Raw genomic sequence first — 18,782 nt, forward strand, 5'->3', positions numbered from 1 at the left:
GCTATTATGCGAAACCCTTGATTAACCCTAAAACCTTTTTTTTGGCGGACAGATGAGGGGAAGATAATCGGTTGACTGATGCAACGGTCGGAAAAACCTCTGTCTGTATGCCTCGATCCGTCTTAGAAGGCCCCCATTGCGTTTGACTGATAGAAGGAACAACCAGTGCCTCCTCCCCATTTTGTGCGTCCGGCTGCTCGACTTGCCCTCTCGTGCTTAGGTAAGGAGCGAAAGGAATACCCACAGCCTGCTGGGCGTGTTGAACCGCTTGCCTGAACTTGGTTTCCTGGTCTGGATTGCTAAAGGGAACAGTTTGCACACCTTCAGCGGTATAAAAATACAGGATGCCGTCCTGTATATACAAAGGCGCACTCTGATCAAAGCGTTGTTCAAATAAGTATTCTTTATAGATCAATTCTATCTTTTGCCTATTAAGCGTTGGCAATAAGCGATAGAACGTCGAGCGGTGTTTGCCTAACCTCTCAGCAGCGTTGCGCCTCACGTACTCGTTTTCGTCCTTCAGCAGCGCGATCAAGACCAGTAGGACCGATTCCGGTAACGAAGACTGCTTGTCTAACGCATCAGCAGCGCTGCGCCTCACGTCCCCGCTCTCGTCTTCGTCCTTCGCCAGCGCGATCAAGGCTAGCAGGGCCGACTCCGGTAACGAAGACTGCTGGCCTAACGCTTCAGCAGCCCTGCGCCTCACGTCCCTGTCCCCATCCTTCAGCAGCGCGATCAAGGCCAGCAGGGCCGACTCCGGTAACGAAGATTGCTGGCCTAACGCATCAGAAGCCCTGCGCCTCACGTCCCTGTCCCCATCCTTCAGCAGCGCGATCAAGGCCAGCAGGGCCGACTCCGGTAATGAAGATTGCTTACCTAACGCATTAGCAGCGCTGCGCCTCACGTCCTCGTACTCGTTCTCGTCCTTCAGCAGCGCGACCAAGGCCGGCAGGGCCGACTCCGGTAACGAAGACTGCTGGCCTAACGCATTAGCAGCGCTGCGCCTCACGTCCCTGCCCTCATCCTTCAGCAGCGCGATCAAGGCCAGCAGGGCCGACTCCGGTAACGAAGATTGCTGGCCTAACGCTTCAGCAGCGCTGCGCCTCACGTCCCCGCTCTCGTCTTCGTCCTTCGCCAGTGCAATCAAGGCCAGCAGGGCCGACTCCGGTAACGAAGATTGCTGGCCTAACGCTTCAGCAGCGCTGCGCCTCACGTCCTCGTACTCGTTCTCGTCCTTCAGCAGCGCGACCAAGGCCTGCAGGGCCGACTCCGGTAACGAAGACTGCTGGCCTAACACATCAGCAGCGCGGCGCCTCACGTCCCTGTTCTCGTCCTTCGCCAGCGCGATCAAGGCCTGCAGGGCCGACTCCGGTAACGAAGACTGCTGGCCTAACGCTTCAGCAGCGCTGTCCCTCACGTACTCGTTCTCGTCCTTCGTCAGCGCGATCAAGGCCTGCAGGGCTGACTCCGGTAACGAAGACTGTTTTTCTAACGCCTTAGCAGCGCTGCGCCTCACGATCCAGCTCTCGTCCTCCGCCAGCGCGATCAAGGCCAGCAGTGCCGACTCCGGTAACGGAGACTGCTGGCCTAACGCAGTAGCAGCGACGCTCCTCGCGTCCCCGTTCTCATCCTTTACCAACGCGACCAAGAGCAGCATGGCTGACTCCGATAACGAAGACTGCTTGCCTAACACATCAGCAGCGCTGCACCTCACGTCCCTGCCCTCGTCCTTCACCAGCGCGGTCAAGGCCTGCAGGGCCGACTCCGATAACGAAGACTGCTTGCCTAACACACCAACAGCGCTACGCCTCACGTCCCCGTTCTTGTGCTTCAGCAGCGCAGTCAAGGCCAGCAAGACCGACTCCGGTAACGAAGACTGCTGGCCTAACGCTTCAGCAACGCTGTGCCTCACGCTCAGGTTCTCGTCATTCGCCAGAGCGGTCAAGGCCAGCAGGACCGACTCCGGTAACGAAGACTGCTGGCCTAACGCAGTAGCAGCGCTGCCCCTCGCGAGCCAGCTCTTGTCCTTCAGCAGCACGATCAATGCCAGCAGGGCCGACTCCGGTAACGAAGACTGCTTGCCTAACGCATAAGCAGCGCGGTACCTCACGTCCTCGTCCTTCGCCAGCGCGATCAATGCCAGCAGGGCCGACTCCGGTAACAAAGACTGCTGGCCTAACGCATTAGCAGCGTGGTACCTCACGCGCTTGTCCTCGTCCTTCGCCAGCACGATCAATGCCAGCAGGGCCGACTCCGGTAACGAAGAGTTCTGGCCTAACACGTCAGCAGCGCTGCACCTCATGTCCCTGCTCCTGTCCTTCGCCAGAGCGATCAATGCCAGCAGGGCCGACTCCGATAAAGCAGATCGATGTCCGAATGCTGTTGCAACCGCTCGTTTTGTTTGCGTTGATGTCGTCTTCTGAAGGCACTGGAGCAACAAGTGCTCGGGAAACGTGGGCTGATACGCTAGTGTGCATTCTTTTCTCTTGTCGATTTCCAATTGCAGCCATTGCGCCAAACCTTGCTCCAGCCGGTCTCGAATTTCGGGCAGCAGCCCAACGCCAGGCGTACGAGATGTTTCATGCAGGCAGTTCATGAGGAGGCGCTGATGATGGGCACCAAGCAAATCACGTGGTTCGGCTTCGAGCAAAATAAAGAACCGATTCAGGGCTTCTCCGCGCAACAGACCTGCAACAAACCACCACAGAATCTCATAGCGCGGGTTGTATTTGTGTTGACGAACAAATGCTTCAGGTGTTGCTCTCGTCCACCCCTTGGTGTTGGTAGATAGCAGGGTGATCTCCTGCCCCGCTTCCCAATGTGCAACAAAATGCTTGGCCGTAAAGAACTCCTGAAACGTCAAATGCATGAAGTGGTAACTGCGTCGGCTTTCCTCGGCATCATCGGTATGCAGGAACGAGAGTTTTTTGAGGTTAGCTTCCAACGTAAGGGGGAGATTCACTCCTTGTGCCTCAAGCTGCTCAATCAGCGTATGCAGGTCACGATGATGGAATTCAATTTGATTACGCTGCAATCCCCTAAAAGCTAAGGTGCTCAGAAAATCATGTTCGGCTTGCACCAATTTCTCGATACGTGATGGCCTTTCAAGCGCGTTAATCTGGCTCGCGGTTAAGAGCTCCCCCCCTTCCCGTTTACCCAAACGCAGCATATCCTTGCGCCATAATTTGTTCATCATGGCTTGATATAAAGCGGTAACAGTCATCGCGCTTGGCGCCTCTTTTTGCATGCGCTTGATTTCATCCCAACTGTAACAGAGAGCGTCTAACTGGATGGGTACATTGACCAGTCCTTGGATGAAGGTGTTGGTCTGGATGAAGTGCTTGATCTCCTTAGCGTCCGAAGCCGCCATCATGTCCCGATTATCGAGATAGGCTGTGACGTTTTCCGGGCTAAAGCCCACCGTCTCCAACTCCAAATCCATCGGTTGAGCCTGTTTCAAATCCACATAAGGCCGGGAGGTAATCAGCACCGCAGGCTGATTGAGCAACTGCTTCATAAAACTGGACATCGGTTCGTGCTCCCCCCATTCCTGGGCGATTTCATCCCAGCCATCGAGCACAAAGAGGGTTTTATCTTTAGCTGGCCCGTTGATGTGCGCTTCGAGCGCCTTTGCTAAAGCCTGACCGTTGGGGTAGCCCTGAAAATAGGTTTCATGAAACAAGGTGGTTAGATCACAGTTTGATTTGCCCTTGAGCGTGCGCAGCGGAATCCAGAACAGCCAGTCAAAGCGATCCCGCCATTGTGCCTTCTGGGTGTAGTCGTAGACGATCTTTTTGGATAAGGTCGTTTTGCCCACGCCAGCCCGACCTCGAATCAGAATCCGTTTCGGAGCCACGGTCTTGCCATCGCTTAATTCTCGAGGATCAAACAGCGTCTCGAGTGGCACTAATTTCTGTTGATTGGAATCGATCGTCTCGAAACTAGGTAAGCGATGAAAGTGGTTTTGCGCGGCTTCTTCTTTAAGCTTGTTCTCTTCACCCTCTTTAGGCTTTTCCTCTTCCTTGCGTATTTTTTTGTGTTCCACTATCGCCAGATTGATATAGCAGTGTTTCATCGAGAGTGGCGGACCGGATAGCCGCTGAATCGCTAGACGGTCGAGAGAGACGTAACGGGTTAAGGCGGTGTGTAGTTCGTGCTCATTTACTTGTTCCTGTAGCGCTTGCAGCGTGGCCTGGACACTCTGGGAGATCTGCCCCCATACGCGTACATATTCCGCTGCCTTAGGCGCCGATGCTTCGCTGTTTAAGCGCTTAATCAAGTCGGCATAAGCTGTCCAAAATGTGCGCAGCAGCGCTTCTGCGCCGTTTTGCGCCAGCAGCCGCTCCAATAACTTAAAGAAAACTAGATGACGCCCCTGCTGCTGGTACACGGCCTGACCGCTCGCCTGCTGTGAGGCAAAGCGGGGCATATCTTCAATGCGCACCGTCGTCGCTTTGACAAAATCCTGAACGCAAAGTTCATACCCATTGGCAGATAACGAGACGGGAATGATGCCGTGCTGATCCAAATAGTCTGTGCGGATTTTTAAGAAGGCCATTTCTGTCAAGACATGATGAAAGTCCGCTTGTTGGGAATACGTATTGACCACCGTCCGTATTTCGGTTTCTGCCTGTGCAGGGTTTTGCTGAGCCAGCCCATAGGCTTTTTTCAGGTCTGCGCAATAGGCCTGATAGTGTTTCCCCGCTTCTCCCCATTGCAGATAGTGCCCTAAGACCTGCGAACCACACACAATTACTTTATCGACCGGTTTGATCGCGCCTATGGCGGTGGGTAACAAACACAGTTGGCTGGTGAGAATATCGTCCACCCTGGCCGCGTCTGCTCGAGTGCTTAACGCAGCCGGCGCTTGCAGTCCCTTTGGCCGTTGATCGGAATAGAGATTCACGCCTAGCTTCACCAGGTGCTCAATCAGAAATTTCGCCGTGCCTGCATCCGCCATTCCGTAATGCGGGTTGTCATGGGCGTACACTAAAAAGGCGCTGGGCCATACGCTCGATAAATCCAAGTTCTGAAACGTCTTTAGTGTTTCTATAAACAACTCGTTAACCAAGTCATTCTTTTCCTCGATGCCTTCGAGTATGCGTGGCGAAAGTGCTGCGTTCTGGACAGGTTCAGACAATGTTGATGGGATATCAGCGGAGATGGCAGAGGACGGGTTGGCGGCGGAGGATAGCGCAGGAACATGCAAGGTCTCGCTGGTCTGCGCGGTGATGAGAGACCGGTTCGTCAGCGCAGCCGGGGGCAGCGCTGCACTGGCCGAGAGAATGCTTGACTGAGGGGCTAGGCCGGGATGGCCCCACTTTTGCGCTTTTTTATAGCTTGCCTGCGCCCTATTGTGTTGCCCTAACTGGTCTAACACTTTGCCATGCTCGAAATAAACAACGGCGATTTTATCTCGTAGCGTTTGATCTGCTAGGGTTTCAGCGGCATCCGCCTTTCTCAAGGCTTTTTTCATCTGAGATAACGAGGCTTCCACATCGTCGCATAAGATCAACGCTATTTTGGGATTTGTGTTCTTGCGAGCAAACTCTAAAAAATCGTTGGCGAGATCCAATACTTCCGGTGGCGAAAGCACGCTGCGTGATGACGAAAAGATGCTGCCCAACATATCACTTCCCCTTTGTTATTTTTTGCTAGGATCAAATGCGCTAAGAGCATGATGGATATCGGATGATGCGCGCGCTCTTGATCAGTTGTTCCGGCACGGGGATGGAGTATATCGCCACTTTGCCGATTCTGTCACCGGTTTGAGCGTGCAACTTAAGTGCTCAAAAGAAGGAAGCAATGTCCGGTTGATCTATACCCTATCCTGATGTCAGGTTACCCTCATAAAATTGTCAAAATAGAGTCATTTATGATATTTTTTGACATGCACCTTTAAAGGTAATAGATTTCTTCCTGACATTTTTGTCCTAGGGGATATTTTGCAGGGTCAACGTATTGGTTATATCCGGGTTAGCAGCTTCGACCAGAACCCGAAGCGGCAACTTGAGCATGTCAAAGTCCACAGAGTGTTCAGCAACAAGGCGCCAGGGAAGGATGCTCAACGGCCGGAACTTGATGCACTGCTATCCTTCGTACGCGAGGGCAATACCGTAGTTGTGGAAAGCGGGGGTAGCAGAATGTAGGTTCACGCGCTATGAGGATAATTATAGATTTTACTAATTGAAATTAGAAATTGATTATTCGATAGGAAAATCGAATCGGAGAGGAGTGCTACCAGCCCGGCTATCAACTTGCTCACGCAACGCTTTACCTGGTTTAAAGTGCGGCACATATTTCTCTTGCACGAGCACTTGTTCACCTGACTTTGGGTTACGGCCAACTCTTGGGCGACGACAATTCACAGAAAAACTACCAAAACCACGAATCTCGATACGATGGCCTTGAGCGAGCGCTCCAGACATCGCATCGAGCACCGCGCTTACCGCAAGACTTGTGTCTTTAAGCACAAGCAGCGGAAAGCGCGTAGCCAACTGAGCGACCAATTCAGATCTGGTCATGCTCGTTTACTGATTTTGACTATCCAGCTTGGCTTTAAGCAGTGCACCGAGATTGGTCGTGCCGCTTGCTGCCGAGCTATTGTCGCGTTGGTTTTGGTTTACGTCTGGCTGTATACCGGCCTCTTTCGCCTTAACAGACAGATTAATGCTACGCGTTTTACGGTCAATATTGATGATCATCGCATCGACAGCGTCGCCTTCTTTAAGGACAGTGCGGGCATCTTCAACACGCTCACGGCCGAGTTCAGATGCGCGCAAGTAGGCTTCAACCTCGATTGCAAGCGTCACAATAGCGCCTTTGGCATCAACTGATTTAACTGTACCTTGCACAATCGAACCTTTGTCGTTCATGGCAGTATAGTTATTGAATGGGTCGCCTTCAAGCTGCTTGATACCGAGTGAAATACGCTCTTTCTCAACGTCAATGCCCAAGACAATCGCTTCAACTTCATCACCTTTCTTGAATTTGCGCACAGCCTCTTCAGCCGACTCGTTCCAGGATAGGTCAGACAAGTGCACCAAGCCGTCGATCGCGCCAGGCAAGCCAATAAAGACACCGAAATCAGTAATAGATTTAATCGCACCTGAAAGCTTGTCGCCTTTTTTGTAGTTGCGGCTAAAGTCATCCCATGGATTAGGTTTGCACTGTTTCATACCAAGGCTAATCCGACGACGCTCTTCATCAATTTCAAGCACCATCACTTCAACCTCATCACCCAGCTGTACGGCTTTGCCCGGGGCAACGTTCTTATTGGTCCAATCCATTTCGGACACGTGCACCAAGCCTTCAATCCCAGACTCAACTTCAACAAATGCGCCATAGTCGGTAATATTGGTCACTTTACCAAATAAACGTGTGCTAGATGGGTAACGGCGTGCAATGCCTTCCCATGGATCGCCGCCCAGTTGTTTAACACCCAGCGAAACGCGGTTCTTTTCTTGGTCGAATTTGAGAATCTTGGCAGTGATGGTTTGACCCACTGTCAGTGCCTCGCTCGGATGACGCACACGACGCCATGCGATATCAGTAATATGCAATAGACCGTCAATGCCGCCCAGATCAACGAATGCACCATAATCCGTAATATTTTTAACTACACCTTCAACCACTGCGCCTTCTTGTAAGGTTTCAAGCAGCTTCGCGCGCTCTTCACCTTGCGAAGCTTCGATCACAGCACGGCGTGATAGAACCACGTTATTGCGCTTGCGATCTAATTTAATCACGCGGAATTCAGTTGTCGTCCCTTCATAAGGCGTTGTGTCTTTAACTGGACGGGTATCAATTAATGAGCCCGGCAAGAAAGCACGGATGCCGTTGACCATGACGGTCAGACCACCCTTAACTTTGCCGGTGATCGTGCCGGTGACCAGCGCGCTATCGTCCAGGGCTTTTTCAAGCGACAGCCAAGAAGCCAGACGTTTAGCTTTATCACGCGACAAAACGGTGTCGCCGTAACCATTTTCCAGCGCATCGATGGCGACGGAAACAAAATCACCCACTTGCGCCTCAAGCTCGCCGTGATCATTCAGAAATTCTTCGAGCGCTATATACGCTTCGGATTTGAGGCCTGCATTGACAACCACAAAATTGTGGTCAAAACGTACCACTTCGGCAGAAATTACTTCGCCCGCACGCATATCCTGGCGGGTAAGTGATTCAGCAAACAGCGCAGCGAAGGATTCGGTGGGAGGAGCAGAGGTTGAGGTTTGCAAATCGGACATAAATTTAAAGGTGTACTACGCGCACTATGTTGAGAATTGCTTAACGCAAAATTGTGCACGGGGTTAAGGGTTAATTATCAAGCCACTGTCTTCATAACAGCAGCAAACCTAAGCATGACCGTACCTATGGACCCGCCTATACATGGATATGGGCGTGAAACACGGGGACCGACAATGCAGCAAACCACTCGAGTATCTTGTCAGTCACTTGATCAGCGCAAAGACTAGAGGTATCGAGCACTTTTGCATCTTCAGCAGGCTTAAGCGGCGCGTTCGCACGTTGACTATCACGTGCATCGCGCTGAGCTAAATCTTGCGAGAGGGTTTCTATACTAGCAGGAAAACCTTTTTCTATCAATTGTTTATACCGCCTTTGCGCGCGCGCCTCAACGCTGGCCGTTAAAAAAATCTTCAAATTCGCGTCTGGAAAAATCACCGTACCCATATCCCGGCCATCGGCCACTAGGCCCGGTAATGTGCGAAATGCTCGCTGGCGGGCAATCAGCGCCTGCCTTACCGACGCATGCGTGGCAATTTCAGAAGCTCGATTGCCAATCGCTTCCGCGCGGATTTCATCAGATACGTTAGCGCCATCCAGCTTGACATAGCCATCTCTAAAGACGACATGCAGCTCGCGGGCTAATCCAGTGAGGGCTGCAACCTCCTCTACCGCAAGCTGGCGCCGCACGCTCGCCAACGCAAGCAGGCGGTACAATGCGCCGCTATCAAGGTAATCAAATCCCAAACGCTTGGCCACCCGCTGCGCAACCGTCCCTTTACCAGAGGCTGTTGGCCCATCAATCGCAATCACTGGCACATGCAGTTTCGTATGCTGTTTTGCGTGTTCTCTAACTGTTGTCATCGTACGACTGCGCCAAAGCGCTCAAAATAATCAGGAAATGTTTTTGCAACACAGCTGGGATCGTTAATTCTAATCGGCACCCCAGCCAAACTCACGAGCGAAAAACACATTGCCATGCGGTGATCATCATACGTATTAATCTCGGCCCCGGCGGTGAGTGTGGCGGGTGGAGTAATCCGCAAAAAATCGGCTCCGGCGTCAACTGTGGCGCCTAATTTACGCAGCTCTGTCGCCATCGCGGCTAGCCGATCCGTCTCTTTCACGCGCCAACTGGCGATATTGCGCAAAGTGCTCGTGCCTTCGGCAAAAAGCGCGAGCACAGCAACTGTCATGGCAGCATCAGGGATTAAATTAAAATCCATATCAATTGCCTTGAGCCGGCGCGGGCTATTGGTAGCACCACTAACTTCAATCCAGTCAGGCCCCATCATGACGTTAGCACCCATCTGGGTCAACACATTGGCAAAGCCAATATCGCCCTGGATACTCTCGGCCCCAACCCCGGTTACTCGCAGCGGCCCTCCGCCGACGGCGCCGGCGGCCAGAAAATAAGAGGCCGATGAGGCATCGCCCTCAACTGCGATCTGGCCTGGCGCTTGATAAGACGAGTTTGCCGCTAGGCTGAAGCACTGCCAGTCCTCGCGCTCTACTTGCACGCCAAAGCGCGCCATCAAACTGATGGTCAGGTCAATGTAGGGCTTTGAAATCAATTCTCCATCAACTTTAATGATGACGTTGCGTTGCGCCACCGGCAGTAATGGCAGCGCCATCAACACAGCACTCAAGAACTGACTCGATATATCGCCCCGCACAGAGAGTTGCTGATGAGGCGCGATGATAGAAGCGGCCGGATCTGCTTTGCCTGCCACGGCTTCATCCCTCTTTTGCATAGGTCCGATCAGCAGCGGCGGAAAACCTTCGCGCCCTGCATACTCAATCGATGCACCTAGCACACGCAAACTATCGACTAAATCCCCGATGGGTCTTTCATGCATCCGCGGTACACCTGCAATCTGATATGCGCGGTCGCCCCCCCCCGCCTGCAGGGCGAGCGCGGCACTTAACAAACGCACCGCCGTACCGGCATTGCCAAGAAAAAGCTGCGCTTTTCTGAGCGGAAAAACACCCCCCACTCCAGCCACGGCATAATCCTGATCTTGCCGCAGACAATGCACGCCAAGCGTAGCTAACGCCTCTAACATCACGCGCGTATCATCCGCCTCTAACAAATTAGTGATGAGCGTTTTTCCATGTGCCAGCGCCGCTAGCAAAAGCACGCGGTTCGAGATGCTTTTTGAGCCCGGTAACTGCACCGTACCCCTTGCCTGGGTATACGGTCCTAAATCAAGATGCATATCAATGCGCCCGTGGGTAAGAACCGAGGATTTTAATAAAGGCTGCACCTTGCTTTAATTCTGCAAACGCGGCCGCTAACGGGGCATCGGCATAATGTCCTTCAAGGTCGATATAAAAATAATATTCCCAAGCGCCGCTTTTGGCTGGCCGCGACTCGAAACGCGTCATCGAAACGCCATGACGCGCCAAGGGTTCGAGCATCCGACACACCGCCCCCGCTACATTTTTCACGGCTAAGATCAGTGAAGTTTGATCACAACCAGTGGGCGCACTCGAGCGCCCACCAATCACCACAAAGCGAGTACGGTTATGCGGATCGTCTTGCATCATCGCCTGCACGGTCACTAAATTATAATGGGCCGCGGCCCGTTCGCTCGCAATCGCCGCCACGCTCGCATCAGCCGCCGCCAATTGAGCAGCAGCAGCATTGCTAGCCACGGCTTGCCGTTCGAGTTGCGGCGCATGCAGCGCCAGCCAATGCTGGCATTGCGCCAGTGCCTGTGCATGGGCACACACACGCGAGACGCCAGCCAACGTACCCGTGCGCGTTAATAGGCTATGCTGGATTGGCAAAACCACTTCGCCAGTGAGCGCCAGCGGAGAATGTAACAGCAAATCAAGCGTGCGCGAGACTGCACCTTCAGTTGAATTTTCAACCGGAACGATACCAATATTGGCCGCACCCGCTTCCACTGCTCGAAAAACTTCATCGATCGACGGACAAGGCAAGCCCTCTACCGCAGAGCTACTATATTTATGCAGAGCCTCTTCACTATACGTGCCAACCGGCCCGAGAAAAGCCGCTGTGAACGGCTTTTCAAGAGCCCGGCTGGCCGCCATGATTTCTCGCCAAATCACAGCGATGTGCTTAGCTTGCAATGGCCCTTGGTTGAGCGCTTGCAAACGCGTGAGTACCGACAATTCACGCTCAGGGCGAAACACTGGCGTCTTAAAATGCTTCTTGATTTCACCGACTTCAAGTGCCAGTGCCGCACGTTGGTTTAATAACGTGAGCAACTGCCCATCGATCAAATCGATACTATCTCGTAGAGGCTGCAGAGTTGGCTGTTCATCATCCATGCTATATCAAAATATTAAACGGCAAGAGAAAAGGCAGGTATGGATTCGGTTGACATCCGTTGGCTAGCCCTCCTAAGCGTGGCGTTGGGCAAAGGCTTGCATATAATCAACCAGCGCCCGCACTGCTGCGAGCGGCACTGCATTATAAATTGAGGCGCGCATACCGCCAACCGAAGCATGCCCTTTTAAGTGCAGCAGGCCGCAGGCGCGCGCGCCCGCCAAAAAATCATCGTTGCGTGTTTCATCCGCAAGATAAAATGGGACATTCATGCGCGACCTGACTGCAGGCTCGACCCAGTTAATATAAAAGTCGCTGGCGTCAATCGTTTGATAGAGCAGTTGCGCTTTCTCAATATTGCGCGCCTCTATCGCCGCGAGCCCACCTTGCCGTTTAAGCCATTTGAAGACAAGACCCGCGATATAAATAGCATAAGTAGGCGGCGTGTTATACATTGAATTATGCGCGGCAACAGTCTTCCATTCAAACGCCGAAGGACAAATCGGCAGTGCCCGATCCAATAAATCTTCACGCACAATCACTAAAGTAACGCCGGCCATGCCTATGTTTTTCTGCGCGCCCCCATAAATTACGCCATATTGGGTGATGTCCAGCGGGCGCGATAATAGATGCGATGAAGCATCCGCCACCAGCGGCACCTCGCCTAAATCCGGGATCTCAAAAAACTCAACGCCATTCACGGTCTCATTGGTGCAGATATGGACATAAGCCGGATCAGCAGACAAATGCCAGTCAGTAAACGCAGGAATACCAAGCCGCGCTCTATTTTGCGGAGAATTGAGTCTGCTTGTTTCATTCGTCGCAGCAATATGCGCTGCGCAGTAACGGCTTGCTTCCAATTGCGATTTACGCGACCATGTACCCGTCACCACATAGTCCGCCGCTGTGCGCGCGCCCAGCAGATTTAATGGGACCAAGGCATTTTCGGCAAGCGCTCCGCCTTGCAAAAAAAGCAGGCGGTAATTTGCCGGCAGCATCAGTAATTCAGCCAGATCAGCCAATGCAGTTTGATGAATTGACTCAAATTCGCGGCTACGGTGACTCATTTCCATCACACTCGTGCCTGTGCCTTGCCAATCCAACATCTCATCGGCGGCTTGCTGAAGTACTTCAACGGGTAGGGCTGCCGGACCGGCAGCAAAATTAAATGGGCGCATCTGCATCACTCGTATTCAAGGGCGTTTCAGGACAATCGTTTTTTGTCGATAGGATTGCCGAGCCACACAACGCAACCTCATCCTGCGGCATTTAAAACCGCATGACTGCTATCTGTTCTTATGCCACCGAGGAAATCAGAAGGCAAAAACAAGCCCGCTTTAGGACCCAAATTAAATAATTATGGCCGTTTTGCACGGGTATGCAAAACGGCCATTCTTTTTAAAAACTCATCAACCGCGTTACTTGGCCGTGCTATTCGCCTTGCTTGCAGGTTTTTTAGAAGTCCGTGACTTAGCGACCAATGCAACTTCTTTATCAGCCTGCTCGCGCGCCGCTTGGATCGACGGCGGCATGTACTTTTGCATTAAGCTGTTGAGCACATAACCACCAACTTGGTCTTGCACTTGCAGAAACTTAATGCCTGCTTTACTTTTGTAGAATTTAGTTAAATCTTTAATTTCAGCGGCGGTGTAATACTTCGCATAAGCATCGCGCTGTGCTTGCAGCGCATCCTGATGAAATTGCGGCGTTGTAAACAATTGGCCGGCTTGCTCAGCAAGTTTAGCTAATGCGCTTTGCCGCAACTGTGGAACAGCTGCGCGCTTTTGTGCATCAGTGAGCTTTTTATTCTCCGACAATGCATCGGACAAAATAGCCGGCACTAATTGTTTCATTTGCATCTGGGCGCTGTTACCAATTGCCGTAGCATGCTTATCCGCGTCGATAGCCTCTAGCAAATCTTTAATGGCCGCCTGCTGAGCCGGATCAAGCGGCGCTGCGGCAGGAGCGGCAGAAAGCGCCTCACCTTGCATCGTCAGCGGCTGAGCAATAGAAAAAGCTGGCGCCAACAAAAACCAAGGGGCTAACAACATCCATGACTTAAACTTTATTTGCATTGATTGCTCCATAAAAATCAATCGTTTTCAAGGCTAGAACCTGCCTCAGGATTGGTCTCGGTATTAGCATCGACCTCTGACTCGGTGTTAGCGTCAACCTCTGTCTCAGCATTAGTGTCGACCTCCGCCTCGGTTTCAGCTACCTGTTGCAGTCCCGATAATGTGGTTCCTTTGTCCAGGGTAATGAGTGTAACACCTTGTGTGGCGCGGCCCATTTCTCGTATGCCGGCAACACGCGTACGGATCAATACCCCCGCCGTTGTAATCAGCATAATTTCGCTTTCCGGCTCAACTAATATTGCCGCCACCACTTTACCGTTACGCTCGCTAGTTTGAATCGCAATCATCCCTTTGGTACCGCGCCCGTGACGGGTATATTCAGCAATTGGGGTACGTTTGCCGAAGCCATTTTCAGTGGCTGTCAACACCGACTGCCGCTCATTCTCCGCCACCAGCAAGGCGATGACCTGCTGCCCTTCTTCTAGCCGCATACCACGCACACCACGGGTGCCACGCCCCATCGGCCGCACATCATTTTCGCTAAAGCGCACCGCCTTGCCACTATCTGAAAAGAGCATGACATCGTGCTCACCATCGGTAATCGCCGCACCAATTAGATAATCGCCTTCATCCAGATTGACCGCAATAATCCCTTTTTTGAGTGGACGGCTAAAGGCTTCAAGCGGTGTTTTCTTGACCGTGCCAAGCGAGGTTGCCATGAAGACATAACGCTCAGGAGAGAATTCCTTCACCGACAGCACGACCGTGATTCTTTCACCCTCATTCAATGGAAACATATTAACGATCGGCCGCCCCCGCGCATTGCGCGAACCTTGCGGCACTTCATAGACCTTAACCCAATACACACGGCCATGATTGGAAAAGCACAGAATGTAATCGTGCGTATTCGCAATAAACAAGGTTTCAATCCAATCATCTTCCTTCATCGAAGTTGCTTGCTTACCACGCCCGCCACGCTTTTGCGCGCCATATTCGGATAAAGGCTGCGCCTTTACATAGCCGCCATGCGACAGCGTCACGACCATGTCTTGCGGCGTAATTAAATCTTCTGTATTGAGCTCAGTTGCATTGAATTCAATATATGAGCGACGCGCATCACCAAACTCTTTTTTAATTGCTGTCAGCTCGTCACTAATAATGGTGCGCAGACGCTCCGGTTTCGCCAAAATATCAAGTAGATCGGAAATTTGCTTCATCATCTCGCGATATTCCGCCAAAATCTTATCTTGCTCGAGTCCAGTCAGCCTCTGCAAGCGCATTTGCAGAATTTCTTGCGCTTGCACATCCGATAATTTATAGCGACCGTCAGGCTGCATCCCAAAGCTTGGGTTTAAGCTTTCTGGCCGATACGCGGCGCCACCGCCCGGCGTATCGCCCCCAGCTCGCAGCAACATGTCACGCACGAGCGGCGAATCCCACACACGCCCCATTAACTCTTGCCGCGCGCTCGGTGGTGAAGGGGCCGCCTTGATGATGGCAATAAATTCATCGATATTCGCTAAAGCAACCGCCAGTCCTTCCAAGACATGCCCGCGCTCACGCGCCCGGCGCAATTCATATACCGTACGGCGCGTAATTACCTCACGCCGGTGTGCTAAGAAACACTGCAGCATCTCCTTCAGGTTAAGGAGCTTTGGCTGGCCATCGACCAAAGCGACCATATTCATGCCAAAGGTGTCTTGCAGTTGGGTATTTTTGTAGAGGTTATTCAGTATCACCTCTGGCACTTCGCCGCGCTTGAGCTCAATGACCGCGCGCATCCCGCTCTTATCCGACTCATCGCGGATATCGGAAATACCTTCAATGCGTTTTTCGTGCACCAGCTCGGCAATGCGCTCAAGCAACATGCGTTTATTGACTTGATACGGCAGCTCGTCAATGATGATCGCATTACGCTGGCCACGATCAATTTCTTCAAAATGCGTTTTACCCCGCATCACGACACGGCCACGGCCGGTGCGATAGCCATCACGCACGCCAGCAATGCCATAAATAATGCCCGCAGTCGGAAAATCAGGCGCAGGAATCACCGCAATTAAGTCATCAATCGATGCCTGTGGATTTTGCAGCAGAAGCTGGCAACCATCCACCACTTCGTTCAAATTATGGGGCGGAATATTCGTGGCCATCCCAACGGCAATGCCGGATGAGCCATTAATCAGCAAATTGGGCATGCGCGCGGGCAAGACCACGGGCTCACTTTCACTGCCGTCATAATTGGGCTCAAAGTCGACCGTCTCTTTATCCAGGTCAGCCAGCAATTCATGGCCGATTTTAGCCATGCGGATTTCGGTATAACGCATCGCCGCAGGGTTATCCCCATCGACCGAACCAAAATTACCCTGACCGTCAATCAGCATATAACGCAACGAAAAATCCTGCGCCATCCGCACAATCGTGCCGTAGACCGCGGCATCGCCATGCGGATGATACTTACCGATGACATCCCCAACAATCCTAGCGGACTTTTTATAGGCACGATTCCAGTCATTGTTTAACTCGTGCATTGAATACAATACACGCCGATGCACGGGCTTAAGACCATCATAAACACTGGGCAGCGCTCGCCCTACAATCACGCTCATGGCGTAATCGAGGTAAGAGCGGCGCATTTCTTCTTCAAGCGAGATGGGTAGAGTCTCTTTGGCGAATTGATCCATTTATCAGGCTAGTTTGTTCTATGGCAAAAAACCGCGCTAGCGGCGATTGCTATTAAAGATAAGGGGCTGTATCAAGAGCCAAGTTAAAGATGAATAACGCGTAATTTTAGCATGCGCAGCTTGCTGTCATGGCCCAGTTGCCTTGACTCAGCTGTTGCGCGCTTGCCACAGTTAGCGAATCGCACCCCTCTTTAGAAGAAATGTTCACCGGCTTAGTGATGCGATATGGCAGAATAACTCTACGCGAATAGGCATTGCAATACAATTTATTGAGTATTTTTAGCTTGCTTTCAATGCCCTTCTGCGAGCATCATTTTTCTAATCATCAGACGCGCAGAAAACCTGCGGTAACTTCAAACTCGAGAGGAGAAATATGAACACACTTTCCAAGCTCGCTGTCATCGCAGCTGCTGCAGTAATGGCTGCCTCCGCTTCGGCGCAATCCGTACAGCTTTCACCCCAAGTAAACACCGACAACTGGGCCAACGGCAGCCAAGAATATGTGTGGACGAATGGCACCAATGAGCTATGCTGGCGTAGTTCGCCTTGGACGCCCGCAACGGCCAATCCAAAATGCGATGGCGCTCTTGTCGTGCAAGCCACAGAAACACCTCCTATCGTGCCACAAATCACTAACCAAAAAGTCACTTATCAAGCCGATACGTTGTTTGACTTTGATCAGGCCATCTTGAAAGCTAGTGGTCAAACTGAACTTGATGCACTCGCCCAAAAAGTCAAAGGGCTGAATCTTGAAGTCATCGTCGCCACCGGCTATACCGATAAAATCGGTCATGACCGTTATAACGATAAGCTTTCGATGAAACGTGCACAAGCCGTGAAAGCATATCTAGCGAGTCAAGGTATTGACGAAAACCGCATTTACACCGAAGCTAAAGGCAAGCGCAATCCTGTAGTCACCGATTGCCACCAAAAGACACGGAAAGATTTGATTGCCTGTTTGGCTCCAAACCGCCGCGTTGAAGTTGAAGTGGTAGGCACAACCACGCCAGCCAATCAGCCTGCTTATTAAGCTAAGCGGCATATCATGATGTGAAAGCCCTGCTGCTGCAGGGCTTTTTTTACGGTCCAGATTAAATCGATGATCAACGCTGATCCACACGAACTCAGAAAATTTAGCGCTCTCGCCCATCGCTGGTGGGACCCTACGGCTGAATTTAAACCCCTGCACCAACTGAACCCGTTGCGGCTTGATTGGATCAACTCCTATACGCAACTAAGGGGCAAACGCATCCTAGATGTAGGGTGTGGCGGAGGTATTTTGGCTGAATCAATGGCTCAGCTTGGCGCGCAGGTCAAAGGCATCGACCTCGCCTCTGATGCATTGAGCGCCGCTGAATTGCATCGTCTCGACAGTGGCGTCATGCTAGAGTATGAAGAAGTTTCAGCCGAAGCCCTCGCCCTGCGTGAGCCTGGCGCCTATGATGCGGTGACCTGCATGGAAATGCTAGAGCATGTGCCCGATCCTGGCTCCATTGTGAGCGCTTGCGCTAAGCTTGTTAAGCCTGGCGGCTGGGTATTTTTTTCAACCCTTAATCGCAGTTTGAAATCTTATCTATTTGCAGTCATCGCAGCAGAATATATTGCCCAAATGCTGCCGCGTGGCACCCACGACTACGCACGGTTTATCCGCCCTGCTGAATTAAGTTCATACGCGCGTGCTGCTGGGTTGCGTTTACACGCATTTAAAGGCGTAAGTTATGCTCCAATGAGCCAACACTTTACGCTTTCCAATGACACCAGCATCAATTACATGCTGGCTTGTGTCCGTGTATGAGCGATACCTCATTTATCTCACCCAGCGCCGAGCGGGCAATCCTTTTTGACCTTGACGGCACGCTGGCTGACACAGCGCCCAATCTTGCGGCGGCAGTCAATAAAATGCGCCATGCACGTGGCATGCCAATGCTACCGCTTGGACAATTACGACCATTTGCTTCTGCCGGTGCGCGCGGGCTGCTCGGTGGCGCGTTTGGGATTGATGCAACACATCGTGATTTCGTGGCAATGATTGAAGAATTTTTAGCCAACTATACCGCTGATCTTGACAGTGCAACCGTGCTTTTTCCAGGTATTGAGGCGTTACTTGCTGAACTTTCAGCGCATCACGTGCGCTGGGGCATTGTGACAAACAAAATTGCTCGCTTGACGCAACCGTTAGTAGAACGGCTGGGCCTGAATCACGCAAGCTGCGTTGTCAGCGGAGACACGACAGTTCACGCTAAGCCACACCCAGCACCGCTTTTATACGCGGCTCAGCAACTGCAGCTTACGCCCACTCAAATTGCCTATATCGGTGACGATTTACGCGATATCCAAGCTGGCCGAGCAGCCGGGATGAAAACCATTGCTGCGGCTTATGGTTATAGTGAACACTCAGCTGAAAAATGGCAGGCCGACTATATTATTGACTCTCCCGCGGCATTACGGACTTTATTGTTTAAGAGTGAAACTTCGGCCTAATAA

Annotated in this window: 12 protein-coding genes and 1 pseudogene; 4 read left to right on the plus strand and 9 right to left on the minus strand. The window is 52.0% G+C overall.

Annotated elements, in window-relative coordinates:
- Positions 1 to 4: 4 nt before the first annotated feature.
- Positions 5 to 5,629 (minus strand): HEAT repeat domain-containing protein, encoded by a 5,625-nt coding sequence (locus NQD60_RS06605; RefSeq protein ID WP_257100154.1) that lies wholly within the window; start codon positions 5,627 to 5,629, stop codon positions 5 to 7.
- 316 nt (positions 5,630 to 5,945) lie between these two features.
- Between NQD60_RS06605 and NQD60_RS06610 the strand changes: the two are divergent.
- A pseudogene (locus NQD60_RS06610) lies at positions 5,946 to 6,125 on the plus strand (recombinase family protein); the annotation flags it as partial.
- A gap of 78 nt (positions 6,126 to 6,203) precedes the next feature.
- Here NQD60_RS06610 and NQD60_RS06615 read toward each other — a convergent pair.
- The 8 genes from NQD60_RS06615 to gyrA all read right to left on the minus strand — a co-directional run bounded on the left by NQD60_RS06615 (position 6,204) and on the right by gyrA (position 16,298).
- Positions 6,204 to 6,524: an integration host factor subunit beta gene (locus NQD60_RS06615; protein ID WP_257100155.1), complete on the minus strand. Its 321-nt coding sequence runs from the start codon at positions 6,522 to 6,524 to the stop codon at positions 6,204 to 6,206.
- 6 nt (positions 6,525 to 6,530) lie between these two features.
- The gene (rpsA, locus tag NQD60_RS06620) at positions 6,531 to 8,246 is read right to left on the minus strand and encodes a 30S ribosomal protein S1 (protein ID WP_257100156.1); all 1,716 of its coding nucleotides are present in this window, start codon (positions 8,244 to 8,246) and stop codon (positions 6,531 to 6,533) included.
- 136 nt (positions 8,247 to 8,382) lie between these two features.
- Complete coding sequence (gene cmk / locus NQD60_RS06625; RefSeq protein ID WP_257100157.1) at positions 8,383 to 9,108, minus strand: (d)CMP kinase; 726 nt, start codon at positions 9,106 to 9,108, stop codon at positions 8,383 to 8,385.
- The gene (gene aroA, locus NQD60_RS06630) at positions 9,105 to 10,463 is read right to left on the minus strand and encodes a 3-phosphoshikimate 1-carboxyvinyltransferase (RefSeq protein ID WP_257100158.1); all 1,359 of its coding nucleotides are present in this window, start codon (positions 10,461 to 10,463) and stop codon (positions 9,105 to 9,107) included. The genes cmk and aroA overlap by 4 nt, the downstream gene beginning before the upstream one ends.
- A 1-nt stretch (position 10,464) precedes the next feature.
- Positions 10,465 to 11,544, minus strand: coding sequence for a prephenate dehydratase (gene pheA / locus NQD60_RS06635; RefSeq protein ID WP_257100159.1), 1,080 nt, complete (start codon positions 11,542 to 11,544; stop codon positions 10,465 to 10,467).
- A 72-nt stretch (positions 11,545 to 11,616) separates the two neighbouring features.
- A complete protein-coding gene (serC, locus tag NQD60_RS06640) occupies positions 11,617 to 12,720 on the minus strand; it encodes a 3-phosphoserine/phosphohydroxythreonine transaminase (protein WP_257100160.1) in 1,104 nt (367 codons plus the stop codon).
- 240 nt (positions 12,721 to 12,960) lie between these two features.
- Complete coding sequence (locus NQD60_RS06645) at positions 12,961 to 13,617, minus strand: DUF2059 domain-containing protein (RefSeq protein WP_257100161.1); 657 nt, start codon at positions 13,615 to 13,617, stop codon at positions 12,961 to 12,963.
- 17 nt (positions 13,618 to 13,634) lie between these two features.
- Positions 13,635 to 16,298: a DNA gyrase subunit A gene (gene gyrA / locus NQD60_RS06650; protein ID WP_257100162.1), complete on the minus strand. Its 2,664-nt coding sequence runs from the start codon at positions 16,296 to 16,298 to the stop codon at positions 13,635 to 13,637.
- Between the two features lie 373 nt (positions 16,299 to 16,671).
- Between gyrA and ompA the strand changes: the two genes are divergently transcribed.
- From ompA to NQD60_RS06665, 3 genes are all read left to right on the plus strand, one after another.
- Positions 16,672 to 17,328, plus strand: coding sequence for an outer membrane protein OmpA (gene ompA / locus NQD60_RS06655; protein ID WP_257100163.1), 657 nt, complete (start codon positions 16,672 to 16,674; stop codon positions 17,326 to 17,328).
- Positions 17,329 to 17,397: 69 nt separating this feature from the next.
- Complete coding sequence (gene ubiG / locus NQD60_RS06660) at positions 17,398 to 18,093, plus strand: bifunctional 2-polyprenyl-6-hydroxyphenol methylase/3-demethylubiquinol 3-O-methyltransferase UbiG (RefSeq protein WP_257100164.1); 696 nt, start codon at positions 17,398 to 17,400, stop codon at positions 18,091 to 18,093.
- Entirely contained in the window at positions 18,090 to 18,779 is a 690-nt protein-coding gene (locus NQD60_RS06665; protein ID WP_257100165.1) for an HAD family hydrolase, read from the plus strand. The genes ubiG and NQD60_RS06665 overlap by 4 nt, the downstream gene beginning before the upstream one ends.
- The last annotated feature ends 3 nt before the right edge of the window (positions 18,780 to 18,782 follow it).

It is taken from the genome of Mycoavidus sp. SF9855 (genome assembly GCF_024582735.1).
Classification (GTDB): domain Bacteria; phylum Pseudomonadota; class Gammaproteobacteria; order Burkholderiales; family Burkholderiaceae; genus Mycoavidus.